This is a genomic window from Rhabdobacter roseus (assembly GCF_014202275.1).
Classification (GTDB): Bacteria; Bacteroidota; Bacteroidia; order Cytophagales; family Spirosomataceae; genus Rhabdobacter; species Rhabdobacter roseus.
The window spans coordinates 543,997-567,239 of the sequence record NZ_JACHGF010000001.1 but is presented as its reverse complement, the minus strand read 5'-3'; the positions used below and the strand labels follow the sequence as shown (position 1 = coordinate 567,239).

Below are 23,243 nucleotides of genomic sequence, written 5' to 3'. Positions count from 1 at the left end.
ATCTATAATCTTAGAATTTGAGGCCACCCTCACGGGCTCCTTCGGCCAAAGCTTTTACTTTTCCATGGTACAGGTAACCATTGCGATCAAACACAACCAGCGATATTCCCGCCTCCTGTGCTTTTTCAGCAATTCTCTTCCCTACTTGCTGAGCATCTTCGGTGTTTGTATTGCCTTTCTTTGCTCCTAGCTCCAGGGAAGAAGCACTTACCAAAGTAACACCTCTCACATCGTCAATGATTTGTGCATAGATTGTCGTGTTTGAACGAAACACGGAAAGCCGTGGGCGTTCTGAACTACCTTGCACTTTCTTACGAATATGATACTTAAGGCGTTGTCGTCTGTCTGTTTTTGCAGTCGCCATTTTTTAAATCTTAAATAATACTTGTTGAAAAAATCCCTGTGGGGCTTTTATTTCTATTTCTTAGAAGCAGATTTACCAGCTTTCCGACGTACTTGCTCGCCCAAGAAGCGAATTCCTTTACCCTTATAGGGCTCGACTTTGCGCAGAGATTTGATCTTGGCCGCAATAACCCCAATCAACTCTTTATCAATTCCTTCCAAAATCACTTTTGGGTTTTGTCCTTTCTCCGTAACCGTAACTACGCTTATTTCGGAAGGTACAGCAAGAAAAATGCTGTGAGAAAACCCTAAATTTAGTTCAAGAACGTTGTTACTTACACTTGCCTTGTATCCTACACCTATGATCTCTAACTCCCTCTTGTAGCCAGTGCTTACACCTACTACCATATTATTGATCAAAGCACGGTATAGGCCATGCATTGCTTTATGCCGCTTCTGCTCACTTGGCCGTTTCACAGCAATCTCATTGCCTTCGATTTCAATGATCATGTCAGGATCCACCGATTGGGTAAGTGTTCCCTTCGGCCCTTTTATTGACACTACATTATCCTCAGCTAGTGACACTGATACGCCCTCAGGCAGTACGATGATTTTATTTCCTACTCGTGACATTTCCTACTGGACTTTATAATTAGTACACGAAACACAATACTTCTCCACCAACATTGAGCGTACGAGCTTCTTTGTCAGTCATTACGCCTTTAGACGTAGACAGGATTACTGTACCTAATCCACTCAATACACGGGGGACAGTAGTGGCTCCTGAGTACTTACGTAGACCTGGCTTACTAACGCGCTGGAGCTTTACAATAGCCGACTGCTTGGTTAGAGGATTGTATTTCAAAGCAATCTTGATAACGCCCTGAGGGCCTACTTCATCAAACTTGTAACTCTGAATGTATCCTTTTTCAAACAATACCTTTGTAATTTCCTTTTTTATGTTGGAAGCAGGTATCTCAACAACCCGGTGCCTTGCCTTGATGGCGTTTCTGATTCTAGTCAGATAGTCTGCTATGGGATCCGTTACCATTTTTTTAGTGACTTGATTTAAGCACGTTTTAAAAAGGCGTGCAAAGTTAAGTAATTGAAATCAGAATTGAAAGGGCTCTTACCAACTTGCCTTGGTTACCCCAGGAATTTTGCCCATAGAGGCCATATCCCGAAACAAAACCCGTGAGATTCCGAATTTGCGCATATATCCACGTGGACGTCCCGTGATCTTACACCGGTTGTGCAAGCGAACAGGCGATGAATTTCGTGGTAGCTTATCTAAGCCTACCCAGTCGCCAGCTGCCTTGAGCTTGGTACGTTTTTCAGCGTACTTATCTACTAGGTGTTGTCTCTTTCTTTCCCGTGCTTTTACTGATTCTTTTGCCATTGTCAATATTCTTTTCTACGACTGTGTATTGTTTTTCGCATTGGTAAAGGGCATTCCAAGGGCTTTCAGTAACTCGTAGCTCTCTTCGTCCGAGTTAGTAGAAGTCACAAACGTAACATCCATACCCGAAATCTTATTGACCTTTTCGATACTGATTTCGGGAAATATAATTTGTTCTTTCACCCCAAACGTGTAGTTACCACGACCGTCAAATCCTTTATCGCTGATGCCGCGAAAATCGCGAACCCGTGGCATGGCGATGGAAGTCAAGCGATCAAGGAACTCATACATACGATCTCCTCTTAAAGTTACTTTTGCACCGATAGGCATATTCTCACGGAGCTTAAAGTTAGACACAGCCTTTTTAGAAATTGTGGCTACAGCTTTTTGTCCCGTAATTAGGCTCAGCTCTTCTACACCTGTATCAACGAGCTTCTTGTCTGCTACGGCAGCGCCAATACCTTTATTGATAACAATCTTAGTAAGCCGCGGCACCTGCATTACTGACTTGTACTGAAATTTATCTTTCAGTTGCGATACGATCTCGCTTTTGTATTTTTCTTTTAATCTTGGAATTGCCATTTTGGTTGACATTTACAGTGGATTTCCGACCCACTATTATAAAGTACATAACTTACTTACAGAAACCGGAATCAGATAAACTTATCTGTCTTCTTGGCATAGCGTTGAAGTTTTCCTTTATCGTTTAGGCGACGGCCCGTACGAGTTGCTTCTCCACTAGCGGGATCAACCAGCATTAAATTGCTAATGTGGATGGATCCTTCAATTTTTTCAATGCTCCCCTGAGGGTTTTGCGCATTTGGTTTCAGGTGCTTGGTAATAATGTTAGCTCCTTCCACCAAAGCGCGCTGCTTGGCTACCAGAACAGACTTTACACGTCCGGTCTTGCCTTTTGAATTGCCGGCAATGACCTTTACGGTGTCTCCCGTCTTGATATGAAGCTTAGGCTTTTTGTTTTGCTTTGTTTCCATTTTTTGGATTCTTTAATCGGTTCAAAGAATTTCGGTTATACCAGGCGCTTAGAGTACTTCAGGCGCTAACGATACTATTTTCATGAATTGCTTTTCACGCAACTCACGAGCAACCGGTCCAAAAATCCGACTCCCACGTGGTTCATCGTTATTGTTAAGCAAAACAGCGGCATTGTCTTCGAAGCGGATATAAGTGCCATCCTTCCGCCGTACCTCTTTTTTAGTACGTACTACTACGGCTTTGGATACGGTACCCTTTTTCATATTACTGGAAGAAAGAGCGGCTTTTACCGTTACGACAATCTTATCGCCTACTGAGGCGTAGCGCTTACCTGTACCACCCAATACGCGGATTACTAGGACTTCTTTTGCTCCGCTATTATCCGCTACGGACAGTCTTGATTCTTGCTGTACCATGGTTATTTTGCTCTTTCAAGGATTTCTACTAATCTCCAGCGCTTGTTTTTACTAAGCGGACGAGTCTCCATAACGCGAACCGTATCACCGATTCCGCATTGATTTCCTTCGTCATGCACCATCAGTTTGGACGTCTTTTTCATGAACTTTCCGTACATCGGGTGCTTTACTTTACGTTCTACCGTGATGACGCAAGATTTTTCCATCTTATTGCTTACCACCCGGCCAACTCTCTCTTTACGCAAATTTCTGTCTAATGCCTCCATGATTTCTTAAAGCTGCTTATGATTGCTGTTGGTTAGATTTGACCGTCAGCTCCGTGTTAAGCCTTGCGATCTGTTTGCGCGAAGCCCGAATACGCATCGGGTTTTCGATGGGAGAAACCGCATGAGCAAACTTCAACCGCAGCAGGCGCTCTTTTTCCTGGGCTATTTGCTCCTTCAATTGATCAGCCGAAAGAGCTTGTATTTCGTTGTTTTTCATTGCAATTATCAAATTATTATGGTTCAGAATACGCAGCAGCTATAAGCTTATGCCTGGTAATCGCGACGTACTATAAACTTGGTTTTGATCGGCAACTTCTGAGCAGCAAGGCGCAGTGCTTCGTTAGCCGTATCCAGGCTAACGCCGGTAGCTTCAAACAAAATGGTCCCTGGCTTTACGGGGGCTACCCAATATTCGGGCGCTCCTTTACCTTTTCCCATACGTACTTCGGCAGGTTTTTTAGTGATAGGCTTATCTGGAAAGATACGAATCCATACCTGACCTTCACGTTTCATAGCGCGAGTCACGGAAATACGTGCGGCTTCGATTTGACGGGCAGTTAGCCAACCGGGTTCAAGTGCTTTAATAGCGAACGAACCAAAGGCAATTTGATGACCGCGTGAAGCGATACCCTTATTAGAGCCCTTGTTCTTTTGTTGCTTGCGAAATCTGGTTCTTTTCGGCTGTAACATGATGTAACTTATTTTATTCCTTAGCGCTCACGCGCGGGACGATACCTTGCTAATTACTTTTTCTTTCTGCTTCTCTTACGACGATCTGCGTCACTACCGGTACCGCCGCCTTCGTTACCACCACGGCTACCGCCCCGGCGATCATTGTCGCCACCGCGACCACCTCTTCTTTCCGGCCCAGCGCCACGCCCTCCACGATCGGAGCGCTCATTGCGATCAGCCGCAGCCGTTGCTGCACTAGGCGTCAAATCACGCTTTCCGTATAGTTCACCTTTGAAAACCCATACCTTGATACCGATTTTACCATAAATGGTTTGAGCTTCTGATATAGCATAGTCAATGTCGGCCCGAAGGGTATGCAGGGGTATACGCCCCTCTTTGTACTCTTCTGTACGTGCCATTTCAGCTCCGCCTAGGCGACCAGAAAGACGTATCTTGATTCCTTGGGATCCTACACGCATGGCCGAAGAAATGGCTTGCTTCATAGCCCGACGGTACGAAATACGTGCTTGTAACTGTTGGGCAATGGCTTCGCCAATAAGTTTGGCATCAATTTCAGGACGCTTTATCTCGTAGATATTGATCTGAACGTCCTTACCCGTAATTTTTTTAAGCTCTTCCTTAATTTTATCTACTTCACTTCCTCCCTTTCCGATCACGATACCTGGGCGAGCCGTATGGATTGTGAGCGTGATCCGCTTAAGGGTGCGCTCAATAACTACCTTAGAGATAGAACCCTTTGGAATACGAGCTTTAATATAGTTGCGAATTTTTTCGTCTTCAACTAATTTGTCTGAGAAGTCTTTTCCACCGTACCAGCTTGATTCCCATCCTCTGACAACGCCTAGTCTAAAACCTATTGGGTTAACTTTCTGTCCCATTCGTATATAGATCGTTTACTTATGATTCGGTATATATTTCTTCCGTTGTCGCTTCTGAGGCATCATCAATCACAATGGTGATGTGGTTAGAACGCTTGCGAATTCGGTGTGCCCGTCCCTGGGGAGCAGGGCGAAGGCGTTTAAGCATGCGACCTCCATCTACCAGTACCGTTTTTACATACAGATCTGCGTCTTCAATCTTGGCATCTTCGTTTGCCTGCTGCCAATTGGCTACTGCCGAGAGCAGTACTTTGTGCAACACCGGCGATACTGCCTGGGGTTGAAACTTCAAAAGGGCCAAAGCTTTGCTGACCTTTTGTCCACGGATCATGTCAGCTACCAATCTCATCTTACGAGGAGAGGTAGGTATATTTCGTAGTATTGCTCTTGCTTCCATGTTCTTTCAGAGATTAGCCAGCTGGTACTATAACAGATGAGCAGCTAGCGGTCAACAAATATTATCTTCTGCCTTTATCCTTTTTGGCGGTATGGCCTCGGAAGTTTCGCGTTGGAGCAAATTCTCCCAATTTATGTCCTACCATGTTCTCGGTTACGTAAACGGGGATGAATTTGTTTCCGTTATGAACGGCAAACGTGTGTCCGATAAAATCAGGCGAAATCATGGAACGACGTGACCAAGTCTTGATGACCGACTTACGGGCCGCATTGTTCATTGTCTGAATTTTATTTTCCAGACGAAAATCTATATAAGGTCCTTTTTTTAATGAGCGTGCCATGTACCTAATTTATTTTTTACGTCGGCTTATAATCAGTTTTTCAGAATGCTTTTTGCGGTTACGCGTCTTCTTACCCTTGGCAAACTGACCGTTACGTGAACGAGGCTGCCCCCCGGAAGCACGTCCTTCACCACCACCCATTGGGTGATCCACGGGGTTCATAGCCACCCCACGAACGCGAGGACGACGGCCCAACCAACGCTTACGACCCGCTTTTCCAATGCTCACGTTCATGTGGCTGGAGTTGGAAACAACTCCAACCGTAGCCATACAAGTGGAAAGAATCATGCGCATTTCACCCGAAGGCATTTTCAATACAGCATACTTTCCTTCGCGGGCTACCAGCTGGGCATAGGTCCCAGCGCTTCGCGCCAGCTGAGCACCTTTACCAGGTGTAAGCTCAATATTATGCACAATGGTACCAATAGGCATTGCACCTAGCGGGAGGGCGTTACCTACTTCGGGGGCAACGGAAGTTCCCGACACCACTACCTGATCTACCTTAAGGCCATTGGGGGAAATGATATACCGTTTCTCACCATCTTCATACTGCACAAGGGCAATGCGGGCTGAGCGGTTAGGATCATATTCAATGGACACTACCGTAGCAGCATCATTTAGGCGATTACGCTTAAAATCAATAACGCGGTACATTCGCTTGTGTCCACCTCCAATGTGGCGCATCGTACGACGTCCCTGGCTATTACGGCCACCCGTTTTCTTGATCGGCTCTAATAGACTACGCTCAGGTTTTGACGCGGTGACCTCCTCAAAAGTAGGAGCGCTGCGGAATCGCTGGCCTGGGCTTGTCGGTTTTAATTTTTTAACTGCCATTGCTTTACTTGCTCGTCAATGTTTTTCTAATCAGTCAACTACCTATATTGTTAGGCTTCTCCGTAGATGTCAATCAATTCACCCTCTGCTACCGTAATGATAGCCTTCTTGTACGTTGACGTCTTTCCGGTAATAAACTTTCCACCAGAAGTACGGGTCTTGCTTTTCCCGATGCAACGCATGGTATGTACACTTTTGACGTTAACGCCAAACGTTTTCTCAATGGCTTTTTTAATTTCCACTTTATTGGCAGCCAGGGTGACTTCAAAGGCATATTTCCCTTGACCCCCTTGAGCCGTTACCTTTTCGGTTATGATCGGACGCTTAAGTACACTCATCGTTATTTAGTCAAAAGGGTTTCCAATTTAGACAAAGCAGATTCGCTGATTAACAGACGATCCGCGTGGGCGAGGTCATAGGTATTGATCGTATCGGCTGTAGTCACTTTTGCCTTAGGGATATTACGGCTTGACAGATATACGTTGGCATCAACCTCGGGTAAAATCAGTAGCGTTTTGGTGTTCGTCAGTGAAAGAGCACTCAATACGTTAAGATATGACTTCGTTTTAGGCGCATCAAACGTAAAGGCTTCAATAAGCGAAATCGCATTATCTTTAGCCTTAGCAGACAAAACTGATCGACGAGCCAAATCTTTTACTTTCTTATTGATCTTAAACGTGTAGTTGCGGGGACGAGGACCGAAAATACGACCTCCTCCTACAAAGACAGGCGATTTGATGCTACCTGCGCGAGCGCCTCCGGTACCTTTCTGACGCTTGATTTTGCGCGTTGAGTGGTTAATTTCGGCACGCTCTTTCGCTTTGTGGGTACCTTGGCGTTGATTAGCTAGGTATAGCTTCACATCCAGGTAAACCGCGTGTTCATTCGGCTCAATACCGAAGATTTCTTCTGAGACAGTCACCTTCTTGCCGGTATCCTCTCCTTTTATGTTCAATACGGACAGTTCCATCGGTATTATTTCTCAATGATTACAAATGAATTCTTTGAACCCGGCACAGAGCCACTGATTACAATCAGGTTTTGCTCGGGAATAACTTTCAGGATACGCAGGTTCTGAATCATCACACGATTGTTCCCCATGCGTCCTCCCATTTTCATTCCCTTAAATACTCGGGAAGGAAAAGAACAGGCACCAATTGAACCTGGGTGACGCGCCCGGTTGTGCTGTCCGTGGGTTTGACCACCTACCCCGCCAAATCCGTGGCGTTTGACGACCCCTTGAAACCCACGACCTTTGGCAGTTCCAACCACGTCTACAAACTCGCCTTCTGCGAATATGTCCTGAACCAGGAGGGTTTTACCTAACTCGTGCTCTTCTTCAAAGAGTTTAAACTCAACCAATTTTTGCTTGGGAGTTGTGTTGGCTTTTTTAAAGTGTCCCAACATAGGCTTGGTGGTCTTTTTTTCTTTCTTTTCACCAAAGCCCAGCTGAATCGCCTTGTAGCCATCTTTTTCTTCGGAACGTACCTGTGTTACTACACAAGGACCAGCTTGAATTACAGTACATGCCAGAGCCTGCCCGTCAGCATTGTACAAACTAGTCATTCCGATTTTCTTACCAATTAAACCAGACATTTTTTATTGTTTTAATAAAGCAGGATTAAACCTATTTTTGAAAACGGACTGCAAAGTTAGAAATTTGCTTCTTAGTATCCAAGTCCGTTTTGGTTATTATTTTCTGATAATCAGCAAAAAAGGTCAGATGTAGGGAACATCTGACCTCTTGTTGGAAAGTCGTAAAATACTACGTGACCCAAATAAGGTGTCGTACTACATTAGCGACAAGAGCTCAGATGTGGTTTCCAAAAAAGTTTGGACCTTCACCCGATATATGTATGCTATTTCTTAGAGGGGGTTAAGTACTTTAGACTTTGCCCTTCTTAACTCTGCGAGCGAATTATACTTTGATTTCAACGTCTACCCCACTTGGTAGCTCTAGCTTCATAAGGGCATCGACCGTTTTGGCACTGGTAGAGAATATATCTACCAAGCGCTTATAGGTACAAAGCTGAAACTGCTCCCGGGATTTCTTGTTTACGTGGGGCGAGCGAAGTACTGTGAAAATCTGCTTTTCAGTAGGTAGAGGGATAGGACCACTCACTACAGCACCCGTTGCCTTTACGGCCTTAACAATTTTCTCCGCTGATTTATCAACCAGGTTATGGTCAAACGATTTCAGCTTAATTCTAATTTTCTGATTCATTTTGATTTGTTATTTCGGTTCTTGATAAAAGCATGGCTTGTACTCGACAAACCCTCACCAACGAAAGAACCATTTACTCCGCTGATGCTCTGTACTTATAAGTATTCCTTATCAATATAAGGAGAGGTTATCTCCTTTCGAAAGGCGCTAGGTCAATTGCTTAACGGCCGTTCTTTGCTTTTTCAATGACGGACTCAGCCATGTTTTGTGGCACAAAGTCATAGTGTGAGAACGTCAGGGTAGCCGTTGCCCGCCCGGAGGTAATCGTACGCAGGTCGGTAACGTAGCCAAACAACTCTGACAGGGGAACGTCTGCTTTGATAACCTGTGAACCCGCTTTGGTATCCATTCCTTTCATGACACCACGACGACGGTTCAAATCACCGGTAATAGGCCCCGTGTACTCATCGGGTGTTACTACGTCTACGGCCATGATCGGCTCCAACAACTTAGCACCTGCCTGACGAGCGGCTTCTTTGAAACCGATACGAGCGGCCATCTCAAAAGAGAAAGAATCAGAATCGACGTCGTGGAAAGAGCCATGGAAGATCCGGACCTTCATAGAATCCAGCGGGTATCCAGCCAAAGGCCCGTTTTTCATGGCTTCGTCGAATCCTTTCTGGATTGAAGGGATGAATTCGCGTGGGATAACCCCACCCACAATTTGGTTCACAAATTGTAGTCCCTGATTTTTCTCTTTTCCTTCTTCGTGATCGTCGCGTGGGCCAATTTCAAAGACAATATCGGCAAATTTACCACGACCACCCGTTTGCTTCTTGTAGACTTCTCGGTGTTCGTAATTCTTGGTAAGTGCTTCTTTGTAAGCTACCTGAGGAGCACCCTGGTTCACCTCTACTTTAAACTCACGACGCATCCGGTCGATGATAATTTCCAAGTGAAGCTCGCCCATTCCCCGGATGATCGTCTGACCCGTCTCTTCATCCGTATTCACCTGAAGGGTAGGATCTTCTTCGATAAGTTTGCCAATAGCGTTGCTGAACTTATCCTGATCAGCCGTTTTCTTAGGCTCGATGGCGTACCCAATTACCGGCTCAGGGAATACCATGGATTCAAGAACAATAGGATTCTTTTCATCCGACAGGGTATCTCCGGTTTTGATATCTTTAAAACCAACCACAGCTCCAATATCACCCGCTTCCAGGCGGTCGATTTGGTTTTGCTTATTCGCGTGCATTTGGAAAATACGCGAGATACGTTCTTTATTGCCCGAACGGTTGTTGAGTACATATGAGCCAGACTCAAGTACCCCAGAGTAAGAACGGATAAAACACAAACGACCTACGTAAGGATCCGTCGCAATTTTAAACGCCAGAGCACTGAACGGATCTTTTTCCGTAGGCTTACGCGTCACCTCGTTCCCGGTTTTAGGATCGGTCCCGGTGATGTGGTCGCGGTCGAGGGGTGAAGGCAGTAGGGCCATCACGTAATCGAGCATGGTTTGCACGCCTTTGTTTTTGAACGAAGAGCCGCATACCATCGGTACGATCTTCATGCTCACCGTCGCCTCGCGCAAAGCAGCCAGGATTTCGTCTTCGGAGATCGAATCAGGGTCTTCGAAGTACTTCTCCATCAACGTATCATTGAATTCGGCTACGGCTTCCAATAGTTTCTCCCGCCATTCGGTAGCCTCCTCCAGCATATCGTCGGGAATGGGTACTTCGGTAAAGGTCATTCCCTTATCGTCCTCATTCCATTTGATACCCCGGAAGTTGATTAGATCAACTACCCCGGTAAAATTCTCTTCTGCTCCGATAGGTAGTTGCAGGGGTACTGCGTAGCTGCCCAACATCTCCTTTACCTGATTGCATACATTCAGGAAGTCGGCACCGGCGCGGTCCATTTTGTTTACGAAACCAATCCGGGCTACGTTATAGTTATTAGCTAGGCGCCAGTTAGTCTCTGATTGAGGCTCTACTCCGTCTACGGCACTAAACAAGAATACCAATCCATCCAATACCCGCAACGAACGGTTTACCTCTACGGTAAAATCCACGTGACCGGGCGTATCGATAATGTTAATATGGTAGGTTTCGTCACGGTAAGGCCAGCTTACGGTCGTAGCGGCCGAAGTAATGGTAATACCACGCTCCTGCTCTTGCTCCATCCAGTCCATTGTAGCTGCGCCATCGTGTACCTCTCCAATCTTATGGCTCACGCCCGAATAGTAAAGAATACGCTCCGTTGTCGTCGTTTTCCCGGCGTCAATGTGGGCGGCAATACCAATATTTCTTGTTAATCTTAAATCACGTGCCATGATGAGTGGTGATTGTTTGTATTTCTGGTAATAATCAATTTCTTGTGTCAAGCGTAGCGTCTGCCTCAGGGCTTTTTAGAAGCTACTTTTTGAAAATCAGAGCGCAAAAGTAGAAAATCCATCGCGTAAAAACAACGACTTACTACTTCTTTTTCTTTATTTTTTCCCAAGTACCTTCCCCAGGCCATTGTGCCTGTCTGTAAGCCGGGTACCTTGGCTTCTGGGTACTTTCTGCTGCCAGTGCGATCCTGGCCGACTGAGCTCACTATGGATAGCGTTCGTGTGGCATTATGAAGCAGCCAATACCACGAAAAAAACCCGCCCAGCTGGGCGGGTTTTTGATGATGAAAGTACCTTTAGGTACCTTACTTTGGTATTTAGAACCGGAAGTGCGAGAACGCCTTGTTGGCTTCGGCCATGCGGTGCGTGTCGTCTTTTTTCTTCACGGCAGCACCTTCCCCTTTGGAAGCGGCAATGATTTCACCTGCCAGTCGGTCTACCATGGTTTTTTCACCGCGTTTACGTGCGTAGTTAATCAACCATTTCATACCCAGTGATTGCTTACGCTCAGGACGTACTTCGGTAGGTACCTGAAAAGTGGCTCCCCCAACCCGGCGGCTTTTCACTTCTACTCCGGGCGTTACGTTATTGAGTGCTTTACGCCACATTTCCAGGCCGCTTTCGCTGGTTTTCTTTTCTACTAGCTCAAGCGCGTCGTAAAAAATGGTAAAGGCAATGCTTTTTTTGCCTTGCAGCATCAGGTTGTTTACGAACTTGGTTACCTGCACATCCCGGAACTTAGGATCGGGCAAAATATATCTTTTCTTCGGTTTTGACTTTCTCATTTCACTTGAATGGTTTTACACGAGGTTTCGTTTTGCAACTTATTCACACCAGGTTTGGCCCGGCATTACTTCCCTTTTATCAGAATTAATCCTTTATAAAAGCAGAGAGAGTTGCTTTATTATTTCTTTTTACCACCTTTTGCAGGTGCTGCAGCTGGTTGGCCTGGCTTAGGACGCTTGGCGCCGTACTTCGAGCGGCGTTGCTTACGACCATTTACGCCGGCGGTATCAAGCGCTCCGCGTACAATGTGGTAACGTACCCCTGGTAGATCTTTTACCCGGCCACCACGAATAAGCACGATGGAGTGCTCCTGCAGGTTGTGGCCTTCTCCCGGAATGTAGGCGTTCACCTCTTTGAGGTTGCTCAGCCGCACCCGGGCTACTTTACGAAGGGCCGAGTTAGGCTTCTTCGGTGTGGTTGTGTACACACGCGTACACACGCCCCGACGCTGAGGGCAGGCATCCAAGGCCGGAGACTTGGATTTCCACGTCATTTTCTCTCTCCCTTTACGGACTAACTGTGAAATAGTTGGCATTTAACAAATTGATTTTGAATAGTTAACAAACTAATCGTATGTTCTATATACACTTTTCCCGAAAAAAATCGGACTGCAAAAGTAAGGAACTCCCCCTGATTTCCAAAGCGTTGCTTCGCTTTTTTGTACAAAAGCTTTAAGAAGTACCTGAGAGTGTTACCCGTGTATACCCAACACGTCTCTTTCCTATGTTTTAGAGCGTTTTATCAAACTAACTATCCAGCTTGGTAGTTTTCTTTTTAGTACCCTGGTTTTTGAAGGAAACATCTCACTCCATTCCTCCGGTACTTTTGGGGCTTCCTTCTTTGAGTATTAAGCCAGATTCTTTGTATTTACTAACTTACATTCCTAGCAATGTCATCAACAAAAACCCCTATTACCGTAGCTTATGGTGACGGGATCGGCCCCGAAATTATGGAAGCTACTCTGCGCATCCTGGACGCCGCGGGCGCACAATTGGAGCCAGAAGTCATCGAGATTGGTGAAAAAGTATATAAGAGTGGCGGTAGCTCCGGCATCGAGCCCAGCGCCTGGGAGTCGCTTCGACGCAACAAAGTATTTCTAAAGGCCCCCATCACTACGCCACAGGGGGGAGGGTTCAAAAGCCTAAACGTAACCGCCCGTACTACCCTGGGCCTTTACGCCAACGTTCGCCCCTGCCAGGCGTACCATCCCTATGTCGAGACCAAACACCCTAATCTGGACCTGGTCATTATCCGCGAAAACGAAGAAGATTTGTACACGGGCATTGAACATCGCCAAACCGACGACGTGTACCAATGCCTTAAGCTCGTGTCGCGGCCCGGCTGCGAGAAAATCATTCGCTACGCTTTCGAGTACGCCCGGGCTTACAAGCGTCATAAAGTAACCTGCTTCACGAAGGACAATATCATGAAAATGACCGACGGACTTTTCCGGAAAGTCTTCGACGAGATCGCCGTGGAGTACCCCGACATCCAGAATGAGCACTGGATCATCGACATCGGGTCGGCCCTGCTGGCCGATGAGCCCGAGCGCTTCGGGGTGATCGTTACCCTGAACCTGTACGGGGATATTATTTCCGACATAGCCGCCCAGATTGCGGGCTCCGTGGGCATGGGTGGCTCGGCCAACGTGGGCGATCAGTGCGCCATGTTTGAGGCCATCCATGGCTCCGCCCCCGACATTGCCGGCCGGGGCATTGCTAACCCGTCGGGGCTGATCAATGGGGCCATCATGATGCTCGTACACATTGGACAGGGCGAAGTAGCCGCCAAAGTACACAATGCCTGGCTGTGTACCATCGAAGACGGCATCCATACCGGCGACGTATACCAGGAGGGTGTCAGCCAGCGACGGGTAGGTACGGCCGAGTTTGCCGAGGCCGTCATTGAGCGGCTGGGCCAGCAGCCTGAGCACTTTAAGCCCGTGAGCTACGCCGCCGCTCCCAGGCCCATCCACAGTAAGTCCGCCACCCGTACTCCTCAGAAAAAGGAACTGGTAGGGGTAGATGTATTTCTGGACTGGAGCAGCGGCTCTGCCCAAGAGCTGGGCGATGCGCTATCGGCCTTGGCCCTGGCACAACTACAGCTAAAAATGATTTCGAACCGTGGCGTGAAGGTCTACCCCGACGGGCTGCCGGAGACTTTCCTGACCCACCACTGGCGCTGTCGTTTTGTGAGCCAGCAGGGCGCGGACTACGTCATTCGTCAGGAGGTGATTTTTGATTTATTGCAGCAGCTGCACGAGCAAGGGTTTGATCTGATCAAAACCGAAAATTTGTATAACTTCGACGGCCAACCGGGCTATTCGCAGGGACAAGGGGAATAACCAGCCGGTACTTTACCGCGTGGCCCGAGCCGCTGGCGCTTATTCTAAAGGCGAGCAGGTACCTTCATCCGGGTACTTGCTCGCCTTTTAACCCTATCTGCATCAATATTTTTCAAAAAAAAGCGTTAGTCCATCGTAGAATTTTATTTCCCAACGTTGTTTTAGTAGTATTGTCACTAAGAATTTAACCAATACTCTACCCTATTCAGAGTTTTACATAATTATGATGATGAATACACGGCGGCACGACTATGCTCCTTGGATGCTCTTTCTCGCGTTGAGTACTTTGCTCTTGGCTTGTAATCCCACCATGCAAGCCTACAAGCAGGGAATAAAGAAATTTGAAAACGGTGAGTATGACCTGGCGCTGAAAGATCTTCAGAAAGTAGCGGCGGCCAACTACGAGCCTGCCCAAACCAACCACCTCATTGCCGAAGCTTATCGGCTTTCCAACCGTTTCAGCGAGGCAATCCCTTACTACAAGAAAGCGCTGGACGCCGGGCTGACCGACGCCGAGGCTCGCTTTCAGTATGCTTACGCCCTAAAAACTGCGGGGCAGTACGTCGAGGCCCGCGCCGCCTTCACAGAATTTGCCCAGAGCGCCGAGGCCAACAAGGTACTTCAGGAACGCGCCTACCGCGAAATTGAAACCCTCAAAATTACGGATCGGATCGGGCAAAAGAAAAAGGAGATCATTGTTGAAAACCTTCCTTTCAATACGCCGGGCTCGGAGTTTTCGCCCGCCATTCTGGGCAACGAGCTGGTTTTTTCGGCGTCCAAGAAAGAAAAAATTTATAAAAACAACGGCCAGGCCATGCTGGGCCTCTACAAAGTCAGGCTGGGCGAACAACCCAGCGAAGCGGGAGGCAGCCCTACTTTATTCAGCAGCAGTACTTTTGTCGAGGATGCCAACGAAGGCTCCCCGGCCTTCACGCCCGACGGCAAAACGCTGGTCTTTGCCCGCGGCAATACGGGCAAGCGCAAAGGTACCGTGGACGTGGATCTGTACATGAGTCGGTTCGTGAACGGCCAATGGACCGCGCCCGCCTACCTACCCATCAACGATTCGCTGGCCTGGGATGGCTCCCCGGCTTTCTCGCGCGACGGCAAAACACTCTACTTCGCTTCCAACCGAGCAGGTGGTGTGGGCGGAATCGACCTGTACCGTACCAACATGGATGCGTCGGGGCGCTTCAGCAAGCCCGTCAATATGGGTAAAGACATCAATACCGCCGGTGACGAAATGTTTCCCTATGTATCGCCCGACAACAAGCTGTACTTTGCTTCCGACGGACATCCCGGCCTGGGCAAGCTCGACCTCTTTGTAGCTACTCGCTCGCAGGGGATTATTTCCATCGAAAACCTGGGCATTCCTTTTAATACCCCACAGGATGATTTCAGTCTGGTGTTTCACGAAGACGACGACGGTGAAAGCGGTTTCTTTGCCTCCAACCGCGAAGGCGGAAAAGGCGACGACGACATCTACTTCTTCTCCATCCCGACCGAGGACGAACCAGACACGACCCTGGTGGCCGAAAAAGATCCTAACAACCCTAACTACCTGAACGGCCAGCTTAAGGTAGTAAGGTACTTTCTGGCCGGAGACGTGCTGACCAACGCCACGCCAAGTACCCCCATTGACTCCGCTACGGTACGTATCCTGGCCGACAGCGCCGACGTGGAGGTGGGTCGGCTCGTGACGAGCGAGCAGGGAAAATTTGGCGATCACCGCCTGGAAGAAGGCAAGGACTACATCCTACTCGTGGAACGTCCGGGGTACATTAGCCGCCGTACCACCTTCTCCATGACGGGCCGCAGCATACCGCCCATTTTCCTCAACAAGGTGATCACCGACACTACCTACCGCGTGACGGTACGGCTCGATAAGCTGGAGCTCAACAAGACCTTCGTGCTCGAGAACATTTACTACGATTTGAATAAGTACAATATCCGCCCCGACGCCGCCGTGGAGCTGGATAAGCTCGTAGAAATCCTAAAGGATAACCCGACGGTGAACATCGAGCTCAGCTCCCATACCGATGCCCGCGCCACCGACGCCTACAACATGACGCTCTCGCAGCAACGGGCCGAGTCGGCGGTGAACTACATCGTTTCGCGAGGCATCGACGCCAGCCGCCTCACGGCCAAAGGCTACGGGGAGCGGCAGCTCATTGTCCAGAATGCTCGGACCGAAGAAGAGCACCAGCGCAACCGCCGCACCGAATTCACGATTCTGAGCTACTAGTAGCGACTAGGTACTTTCTTGCCCGAAATTCCAACCCCAGGACGTTGCGGCGTCCTGGGGTCTTTATTATCCCGGCGGCTTGTTGTAAATTTGGGGCTCCAAAGTACCCCTAAAAGGTACTTTTTTCTTACCCGCCGCCCGCGTTCATGGGCTTTTTTATTTATTGGAATGACTAAACGTATTATCTACTGGTTTCGCAACGACCTGCGCCTCTACGACAACGAAGGCTTCTGGCAAGCTACTCAGCAGGCTGATGAAGTAATCCCCGTGTTTGTTTTTGATCCGCGCGCCTTTGAAAACGGGTACCTGGGTTTTCGACGCATTGGGGCGCGGAGAGCCCGGTTTATGGTCGAGTCGGTGCAGCAATTGCGGGAAAATATACGTGCAAAAGGTGGCGAGCTACTGGTGCGGATCGGCGAGCCGGAAAAAATAGTGGCCGATCTGGCCCAGGCTTACGACGCCACGGCGGTATACACCAGCAAGGAAATTGCCCAGGAAGAAACCGACGTGGAGTCTTCTCTGAGCAAGCGCCTTAAGATGATCAACGTCGATATAAAGTTAGTATGGATGGCTACGCTCTACCACCCGCGTGACCTGCCCTTTAGCTTTGCCAAACTACCCCAGGTCTTTACGGATTTTCGTAAAATCGTTGAAGCCTCTGCCCAAGTACGTCCCTGCCTGCCAACGCCCGACGCTATCCGGCTGCCCGCTAACTATGAAGCTGGTCCTTTACCCACTTTAACGGACCTGTGTTACGAAGAAAACGAACTGCCGGACCCTGAAGGTACCCCTGCGGGGGTACTTCGGTTTGAGGGCGGTGAACAAGCCGGCCAGGCCCGGCTGCAGCAGTACTTTTGGGAGCGCGACCAGCTACGCCACTACAAAGAAACCCGCAACGACCTCCTGGGTGCCGACTACTCTTCCAAACTGTCGGCCTGGCTGTCGCTGGGTTGCATTTCGCCCCGCTATATTTATGAAGAAGTGAAGCGTTACGAAAAAGAGCGCGTCGCCAACGACTCTACCTACTGGCTGGTTTTTGAGCTACTCTGGCGCGACTACTTCCACTTTGTGATGCTTCGCTACGGTACCCGTCTTTTTAAGCCCAGCGGCATCCGGCACAACATGGACCTTCGCTGGGAGAACGACCGGGTACTTTTTGACCAATGGGCCAGCGGCCAAACGGGCGTCCCCTTCGTGGACGCCAACATGCGCGAGCTGAACGCCACGGGCTACCTCTCCAACCGCGGCCGACAAAACGTGGCCAGCTTCCTGGCCAAAGATCTGCGCCTGAACTGGACCTGGGGTGCCGCCTACTTTGAGAGCCAGCTGATCGACTATGACGTTTGCAGCAACTGGGGCAACTGGAACTACCTAGCGGGCGTCGGCAACGACCCGCGCGCAAACCGCTACTTTAATATGTACATCCAGGCTACCCGCTACGACGAGCAAGGTACCTACGTAAAATACTGGCTGCCCCAACTGGCCCAGGTACCCGCCGAGCGGGTGCATCGGGTGTGGCAGCTCAGTACCTCAGAGCAGCAAGCGTACGGCCTAAGGCTCGGCACCGACTATCCCTTACCGATCATCAATACCAACTCCTGGTTAGAGGAACCCGCCGACCGATGATGTAGTTTTATTGAAGAAATGAGGTAGATTTGGATACCTTTGAACTGTTTTTTAACACCTACTTTTAATCGCAAACCACTATGTCAAAAGGACTCATTGGGGTAATCGCTGTAGTATTAATATTCGGCTTCTTTGGCTGTAGTACCTATAATGGCCTGGTAGGCAAAGACGAGGCCGTCAACGAGGCCTGGTCGAAGGTACAAAGCCAGTACCAGCGCCGCGCCGACCTCATCCCTAACCTGGTCAATACCGTGAAGGGCGCCGCTGATTTTGAGAAAAGTACCCTTCAGAGCGTCATTGAGGCCCGCGCCAAGGCTACTTCCATGAACATCAACGCCGACCAGCTCACGCCCGAAAATATTCAGAAGTTTCAGCAGGCGCAGGATCAACTCGGCGGCTCGCTTTCGCGGCTGTTGGTAGCCGTAGAAAGGTACCCTGACCTGAAGGCCAACCAGAACTTCCGCGACCTACAGGCTCAGTTGGAAGGTACCGAAAACCGAATTGCCGTAGCCCGCAACGACTTCAATACCGTGGTGAAAGGCTATAACCAATCCGTACGTACCTTCCCCGCCAACCTCTTTGCGGGCATGTTTGGCTTCCCACAAAAGGGGTACTTTGAAGCTTCCCAAGGCGCTCAGAACGCCCCTACCGTCACTTTTTAAGTACCTATAAAACCAGGGGCCACCTAACCCGTTAGGCAGGAAAGGTGGCCCCTACGTTTACTGTCCGGATGGGTACCTTTCGGAGAAATTACCCATTGCTCCTCTAACCCTTTTTAAGTATGGCTGAAGCGACGCATTTTCTGAGCAAGGAAGAACAACAGCGCATTGTTGCGGCTATCCAGGAAGCCGAAACCCAGACTTCAGGTGAAGTAAAAGTACATATCGAGAAAAACTGCCCCCACGAAGTACCCCTGGAGCGCGCCAAGGAGGTTTTTACGCAGCTGGGCCTGCACCAAACCCAACTCCACAACGGGGTACTTTTCTACCTGGCCTACGAAGACCGAAAGTTTGCTGTACTGGGCGACAAGGGTATTTACGAGCAAGTACCCGTTGGTTTCTGGGATAGTACCAAAGACCTGCTCCGCCAGCACTTTTCGCAAGGTACCTACGCCGACGGGCTCTGTCTGGGCATCCGGGAGGCGGGTTTGCAGCTGAAAAAATATTTCCCGTACCAAGCGGACGACATCAACGAACTACCCGACGACATTTCGTTTGGGTAACCACCGGCCATGAAAAAACGACTTAGCTCTCTTCTAATCTTCCTGTGGACCGTCAGCGGCGTGCTGGCGCAGGAGATACCTGCCCCACCCAACCCGCCCCGGCTTCTCAATGATTTTGCGCAGCAACTCAACGTGGGCGAGCGCGCCGAGCTGGAGCGAAAGCTAGTGGCCTACAACGACTCCACTTCCAACCAGATCCTGGTCGTGATTGTACCTACCACCGGGCCCTACGAGATTGCCGACTACGCCTTCAAGCTCGGGCGGGAATGGGGCGTGGGCCAAAAGGACAAGAACAACGGCCTGGTGATTTTGTGGGCGCCCAAAGACCGCAAGGTGTACATTGCTACGGGCTACGGCCTGGAAGGTGCCATCCCGGATGCCATTGCCAAGCGTATCGTCTCGGACGTGATCATTCCTGAATTTAAAAACGACCGTTACTTCCAGGGACTCAACCGCGGTGTGGACGAAATCATGAAGTACGCCAGCGGCGAGTATAAAGCCGAACCCCGCGACCGCGACGACGGCTCCCCCAGCGGAGCCCTGGTGTTCATCATCGTATTTGTGATTATTATTATCATTATTTCGCGGAGCAAAGGCGGTGGCGGCGGGCGCGGAGGCCGGGGCTTTCGCGGCGGGGTTGGCCCCGTCATTTTCCCCTACGATACTTATTCGGGTTGGGGCAGGTCGTCGGGCAACTGGGGCGGAGGAAGTAGCGGCGGCGGTGGCTTTGGGGGCTTTGGCGGCGGAAGCTTTGGCGGCGGCGGGGCCGGGGGTAATTATTAGCCCGCCCGTTGCGTATTCTCCTGGCTATTTGCCTATCTTACGGGTTCCTAAACTACCCTTTTTTCATGGAGGAACGTCCTACCACCGGATTGCTGCTGATCGGGCTACTTACCATGACCGTCCTGTGCGCGGTTTTTGGGTACCTCTACTACCACGAACGGGGCATTACCCGCCAGCAGGAAGAGGACTTGGAAGTGCGGGTGACAGAGCTGGCGGCGGTTGAGATCAAGCTGGACTCCATCGCCAAACAGCTGGACACCCGTATAGCCGAAGTAAAAGGCCTGGGTGGTAATATCACCGAGCTGCAAAAACAAAAAGCCCAGCTGGAAGCGGATCGGTCGGCGTTGCGAAGAGGAAATACCGCGCTCAACGAGGCGTTTAAAAACAAAGTGAAGGAATACGAACAATTCCTGATTCGGAAAGACACGGAGCTAGCGCTGCTTCGCAAAGAAAACCAACAACTACTCAGCCAGAACGAATCGCTGACCGCCGCCAAAAGTACCCTCGAGCAGCACCGGCAGCTGCTGAGCGACTCGCTGCTGGAAATACAAGATATAAATCGAGACCTGGAATCGAAAGTCAACCTGGCTTCGGCCTTACGGGCGCGCGAACTGAAAGTCTACGCGGTTTCGGCCAAAGGAAAACTTCAGGAAGGCGAGTCGGTACGGGCGCGCCGGATCGACAAAATTCGGGTGGATTTCAGGCTGGAAAAAAATCCGCTGGCCACGACCGAGTCCAAGACCATCTACCTGCGGATTCTGGACCCCGACGGCGCGACGCTATCGGACACCGGCCTGGGCTCAGGTACCTTTGAGTACCAGGGCCAAAGCGAAACCTTCACCCTGAGCAAGGTGATTAACTACACCAACACAAACCAGGAAGTAAGTGTGCTCTACGACCGCCCCGGTGCCTTTCGCGCGGGTACTTATACCGTGGAGCTCTACGCCGAAGGCTTCCGGATCGGGGAAGGTACTTTCTCGGTACGTTGAAAGTACCTGGTCGGGCAGCGGTATTTCCTTTTGTTCAAGCTTCCATAAGGCGAGACTGCAGCTGCCATTACCGCCTCCTTACCAGCTTCAGGTAGCAGGTACCTTCGCAGGGCGGCAGCAGGGTCATGGTGTCGTTAGCGATCAGGAGGCTTTGCTGGTAGTCGCCGTTGAGCCGGTCGAGCACAAAAGTGAGCCGCAAGGTACCCGCGGCGGAGTCGAGGCGGTAGTAGCTGGCGCTGCGGTAGTAGACCAGCTTCTCGCCTTCGGCGGCGATCTGCCCGTCGTCGGTGAAGCGCAGCGTTTGGAGCGGCGTAACGGGTACCTGCTCCACAACCTGCGTAGTATCCACGTAGGTACTTCGCTCGTGAAGTTGCCAGGTACCTGCCACGCGCGGATCACCCACGCCCAGCGAAGGTTCATCCGGCTGGCAGCTCAGCGCCAGTAAAGTACCTAAGGCCACGAGCCCGCCGATCAATCTTTTGGCCATAAAGCGTTGCTTAAATGTACTGCTTCTAAACCTCATAGGCACTGTAGTTCCAGAGGCTACCTGATCCCATTGCTGCTGCTTGGTGGCTACGCCGGAACGAGCCCACGTACCAAAAATAGCACATTTTTCTTCGTCTTTGCTACACCCTTTTTTAAAATTGGGGTTGATTTCGCTGCTGGCTAAACTACCCGGCAAGCCAAGTACCCCTTGCCCCTCAGGGCGAGCCGGGTTTTGGAGCGTTGCTTAAAAAATGTAAACAATCTACCCGGCTAATGTGTATATTTGTGGGTATAATCCTGTTACACACTCGCGTCCACATGAATTTGTCCGGTATGAAGCATCCTTATACCTTATCCATACGACTCACCGCCCTGGTCCTTGTCCTGAGTGCGGGGCTGCTGGCTACGGGCGCCTGGGCCCAGGCTACCTACTTTGAGCAGCGCTTTTATGGCACCGGCCCGTTCATGTCGCCCACGCCCGATGCCACCCAATTTGACAGCATCTACGCCCTTTCTCCGGCAGTTTATCGCATTCCCCCCGGCGAAGGGTACCTGGAGTTTGAAAGAACACAAACAGGACCAGGAACGGGACGCTTTGTGCGCTCTACCGATTTCTCTCCCTCGCCTAAGAATATGTACTATCAGGTGGAGTTCGATGTACCTGAATCATCCGTATCAGCTACTACGGCTGGGTACTTTTGGGTAGGCCGTAATTTTATCAAAGGCAATGCAGCCATTCCTCCGGACAATGATTTATTTGCCAAGTTCTCCTTTAATCTCTTAACCAACGATAATTTTCAGTTTCGGATTACGGGCACCGGTGCCAAAAACAGTGGCATCTACAACCGGCGCGTTTTGATCACCTGGGTTATGAACAACGACGTGCAGCCCCTGCCTTACCTCACTCCGCTGGGTGGCTACGATACGCTGGCCCCCAAAAGCTACGACCTCTGGATCAACGGTACCAATTTCCTGCGCAACTGGCCTCGCATATCTTCCCAGGAAGTACCCCTGACCGACATTGCCTTCCGCTTTACGGGTGGCGTGGGAAGGGTTCAGCTTAGCAATATCCTCATTCGGGAAGTAGCGGGTATCCTGCCCGTGACCTTTACCTACTTCAAGGCGCAGCCGCTGGGTACCCAGGTAGATCTGGCCTGGGAAACGGCCTGGGAAAAAAATAGCCAGGAATTTGTGATTCAGCGCAGCACCGACCTCAAAGAGTTCGGGGACATTGGCCGCCTGGCCGCCGCCGGTGAGTCGGACGGGAAGCGGCAGTATACTTTCACCGACGAAACGCCCGCCGCGGGAGCCAACTACTACCGCCTGCGCCAGGTAGACCAGGATGGTACCTACGCGTATTCCAAAGTCATTGACGCCACCGTACGGCCCAACGCCCCCGCCCTGCTGGTCAGTCCTAACCCCGCGTCGTCGGACCTGATCCGTCTGCGGGCCTACGCTACGGACGTTTCTTCGCTCCGGCTCACCAACCTGCTGGGGCAGGAGATTTCCTTCAAAGCCCAGGCCACGGGCGGCGACTACATCGAGATCAAGCCCAGCCAGCCGCTGCCTACGGGCGTTTACTTACTTTCGCTGCATCAAAACGGGCTTCAACAACATACCAAAGTACTTATTCGTTGAGGAAAGC

30 protein-coding genes are annotated in these 23,243 nt (G+C 50.0%); 8 read left to right on the top strand and 22 right to left on the bottom strand.

All coding sequences use genetic code 11. The features are described 5' to 3' along the window. Positions 1-10 precede the first annotated feature (10 nt). The 21 genes from rplR to rpsL all read right to left on the bottom strand — a co-directional run bounded on the left by rplR (position 11) and on the right by rpsL (position 12,438). Complete coding sequence (gene rplR / locus HNQ92_RS02425) at positions 11-364, bottom strand: 50S ribosomal protein L18 (protein WP_184170376.1); 354 nt, start codon at positions 362-364, stop codon at positions 11-13. Between the two features lie 53 nt (positions 365-417). Then, complete coding sequence (rplF, locus tag HNQ92_RS02420; RefSeq protein ID WP_184170370.1) at positions 418-975, bottom strand: 50S ribosomal protein L6; 558 nt, start codon at positions 973-975, stop codon at positions 418-420. 19 nt (positions 976-994) lie between these two features. Further along, the gene (rpsH, locus tag HNQ92_RS02415; protein ID WP_184170368.1) at positions 995-1,393 is read right to left on the bottom strand and encodes a 30S ribosomal protein S8; all 399 of its coding nucleotides are present in this window, start codon (positions 1,391-1,393) and stop codon (positions 995-997) included. Positions 1,394-1,471: 78 nt separating this feature from the next. Next, positions 1,472-1,741 carry a 30S ribosomal protein S14 gene (rpsN, locus tag HNQ92_RS02410; RefSeq protein ID WP_184170364.1) on the bottom strand — a complete coding sequence of 90 codons (270 nt, stop codon included), beginning with the start codon at positions 1,739-1,741 and terminating at the stop codon, positions 1,472-1,474. A 15-nt stretch (positions 1,742-1,756) separates the two neighbouring features. After that, complete coding sequence (rplE, locus tag HNQ92_RS02405) at positions 1,757-2,323, bottom strand: 50S ribosomal protein L5 (RefSeq protein WP_184170361.1); 567 nt, start codon at positions 2,321-2,323, stop codon at positions 1,757-1,759. A 71-nt stretch (positions 2,324-2,394) separates the two neighbouring features. Continuing rightward, entirely contained in the window at positions 2,395-2,733 is a 339-nt protein-coding gene (rplX, locus tag HNQ92_RS02400) for a 50S ribosomal protein L24 (protein WP_184170358.1), read from the bottom strand. 48 nt (positions 2,734-2,781) lie between these two features. Next, the gene (gene rplN, locus HNQ92_RS02395; protein WP_184170355.1) at positions 2,782-3,150 is read right to left on the bottom strand and encodes a 50S ribosomal protein L14; all 369 of its coding nucleotides are present in this window, start codon (positions 3,148-3,150) and stop codon (positions 2,782-2,784) included. 2 nt (positions 3,151-3,152) lie between these two features. Then, positions 3,153-3,416 (bottom strand): 30S ribosomal protein S17, encoded by a 264-nt coding sequence (gene rpsQ / locus HNQ92_RS02390; RefSeq protein ID WP_184170352.1) that lies wholly within the window; start codon positions 3,414-3,416, stop codon positions 3,153-3,155. A gap of 16 nt (positions 3,417-3,432) precedes the next feature. Further along, a complete protein-coding gene (rpmC, locus tag HNQ92_RS02385; RefSeq protein WP_184170349.1) occupies positions 3,433-3,633 on the bottom strand; it encodes a 50S ribosomal protein L29 in 201 nt (66 codons plus the stop codon). A 47-nt stretch (positions 3,634-3,680) separates the two neighbouring features. After that, entirely contained in the window at positions 3,681-4,106 is a 426-nt protein-coding gene (gene rplP, locus HNQ92_RS02380) for a 50S ribosomal protein L16 (protein WP_184170344.1), read from the bottom strand. Between the two features lie 53 nt (positions 4,107-4,159). Next, entirely contained in the window at positions 4,160-4,987 is an 828-nt protein-coding gene (rpsC, locus tag HNQ92_RS02375) for a 30S ribosomal protein S3 (RefSeq protein WP_184170341.1), read from the bottom strand. A 19-nt stretch (positions 4,988-5,006) separates the two neighbouring features. Then, entirely contained in the window at positions 5,007-5,384 is a 378-nt protein-coding gene (gene rplV / locus HNQ92_RS02370; protein WP_184170338.1) for a 50S ribosomal protein L22, read from the bottom strand. 61 nt (positions 5,385-5,445) lie between these two features. After that, on the bottom strand, positions 5,446-5,724 hold the full coding sequence (gene rpsS, locus HNQ92_RS02365) for a 30S ribosomal protein S19 (RefSeq protein WP_184170335.1): 279 nt from the start codon (positions 5,722-5,724) through the stop codon (positions 5,446-5,448). Between the two features lie 9 nt (positions 5,725-5,733). Beyond that, the gene (gene rplB, locus HNQ92_RS02360) at positions 5,734-6,558 is read right to left on the bottom strand and encodes a 50S ribosomal protein L2 (protein ID WP_184170332.1); all 825 of its coding nucleotides are present in this window, start codon (positions 6,556-6,558) and stop codon (positions 5,734-5,736) included. A gap of 50 nt (positions 6,559-6,608) precedes the next feature. Then, positions 6,609-6,896 (bottom strand): 50S ribosomal protein L23, encoded by a 288-nt coding sequence (gene rplW / locus HNQ92_RS02355; RefSeq protein ID WP_184170329.1) that lies wholly within the window; start codon positions 6,894-6,896, stop codon positions 6,609-6,611. Between the two features lie 2 nt (positions 6,897-6,898). Next, entirely contained in the window at positions 6,899-7,528 is a 630-nt protein-coding gene (gene rplD, locus HNQ92_RS02350; RefSeq protein ID WP_184170325.1) for a 50S ribosomal protein L4, read from the bottom strand. Positions 7,529-7,533: 5 nt separating this feature from the next. Next, complete coding sequence (gene rplC / locus HNQ92_RS02345) at positions 7,534-8,154, bottom strand: 50S ribosomal protein L3 (protein WP_184170323.1); 621 nt, start codon at positions 8,152-8,154, stop codon at positions 7,534-7,536. Between the two features lie 322 nt (positions 8,155-8,476). Then, entirely contained in the window at positions 8,477-8,782 is a 306-nt protein-coding gene (gene rpsJ, locus HNQ92_RS02340) for a 30S ribosomal protein S10 (protein WP_184170320.1), read from the bottom strand. A 160-nt stretch (positions 8,783-8,942) separates the two neighbouring features. Beyond that, on the bottom strand, positions 8,943-11,057 hold the full coding sequence (gene fusA, locus HNQ92_RS02335; protein ID WP_184171771.1) for an elongation factor G: 2,115 nt from the start codon (positions 11,055-11,057) through the stop codon (positions 8,943-8,945). Between the two features lie 377 nt (positions 11,058-11,434). Continuing rightward, positions 11,435-11,902, bottom strand: coding sequence for a 30S ribosomal protein S7 (gene rpsG, locus HNQ92_RS02330; protein ID WP_184170317.1), 468 nt, complete (start codon positions 11,900-11,902; stop codon positions 11,435-11,437). Positions 11,903-12,021: 119 nt separating this feature from the next. Then, a complete protein-coding gene (gene rpsL / locus HNQ92_RS02325) occupies positions 12,022-12,438 on the bottom strand; it encodes a 30S ribosomal protein S12 (RefSeq protein WP_184170313.1) in 417 nt (138 codons plus the stop codon). A 354-nt stretch (positions 12,439-12,792) separates the two neighbouring features. Here rpsL and HNQ92_RS02320 point away from each other — a divergent pair, with 354 nt between their 5' ends. The 7 genes from HNQ92_RS02320 to HNQ92_RS02290 all read left to right on the top strand — a co-directional run bounded on the left by HNQ92_RS02320 (position 12,793) and on the right by HNQ92_RS02290 (position 21,112). Next, positions 12,793-14,247 (top strand): NADP-dependent isocitrate dehydrogenase, encoded by a 1,455-nt coding sequence (locus tag HNQ92_RS02320; protein ID WP_184170310.1) that lies wholly within the window; start codon positions 12,793-12,795, stop codon positions 14,245-14,247. A 229-nt stretch (positions 14,248-14,476) separates the two neighbouring features. Continuing rightward, the gene (locus HNQ92_RS02315) at positions 14,477-16,492 is read left to right on the top strand and encodes a CHU_0125 family OmpA-like outer membrane integrity protein (protein WP_484573246.1); all 2,016 of its coding nucleotides are present in this window, start codon (positions 14,477-14,479) and stop codon (positions 16,490-16,492) included. A gap of 168 nt (positions 16,493-16,660) precedes the next feature. Then, positions 16,661-18,118, top strand: a complete 1,458-nt coding sequence (locus HNQ92_RS02310) for a DASH family cryptochrome (protein ID WP_184170307.1) — start codon at positions 16,661-16,663, stop codon at positions 18,116-18,118. An 80-nt stretch (positions 18,119-18,198) separates the two neighbouring features. Further along, positions 18,199-18,780, top strand: a complete 582-nt coding sequence (locus HNQ92_RS02305; RefSeq protein ID WP_184170304.1) for a LemA family protein — start codon at positions 18,199-18,201, stop codon at positions 18,778-18,780. A 119-nt stretch (positions 18,781-18,899) separates the two neighbouring features. Then, positions 18,900-19,340, top strand: a complete 441-nt coding sequence (locus HNQ92_RS02300) for a TPM domain-containing protein (protein WP_184170302.1) — start codon at positions 18,900-18,902, stop codon at positions 19,338-19,340. Between the two features lie 9 nt (positions 19,341-19,349). Next, complete coding sequence (locus HNQ92_RS02295) at positions 19,350-20,123, top strand: TPM domain-containing protein (protein WP_184170299.1); 774 nt, start codon at positions 19,350-19,352, stop codon at positions 20,121-20,123. 65 nt (positions 20,124-20,188) lie between these two features. Then, entirely contained in the window at positions 20,189-21,112 is a 924-nt protein-coding gene (locus HNQ92_RS02290) for a hypothetical protein (RefSeq protein ID WP_184170296.1), read from the top strand. 67 nt (positions 21,113-21,179) lie between these two features. Here HNQ92_RS02290 and HNQ92_RS02285 read toward each other — a convergent pair whose 3' ends face one another. Continuing rightward, positions 21,180-21,599: a hypothetical protein gene (locus HNQ92_RS02285; RefSeq protein ID WP_184170293.1), complete on the bottom strand. Its 420-nt coding sequence runs from the start codon at positions 21,597-21,599 to the stop codon at positions 21,180-21,182. 317 nt (positions 21,600-21,916) lie between these two features. Here HNQ92_RS02285 and HNQ92_RS02280 point away from each other — a divergent pair, with 317 nt between their 5' ends. Next, positions 21,917-23,236 (top strand): T9SS type A sorting domain-containing protein, encoded by a 1,320-nt coding sequence (locus tag HNQ92_RS02280; RefSeq protein WP_184170290.1) that lies wholly within the window; start codon positions 21,917-21,919, stop codon positions 23,234-23,236. Positions 23,237-23,243 lie beyond the last annotated feature (7 nt).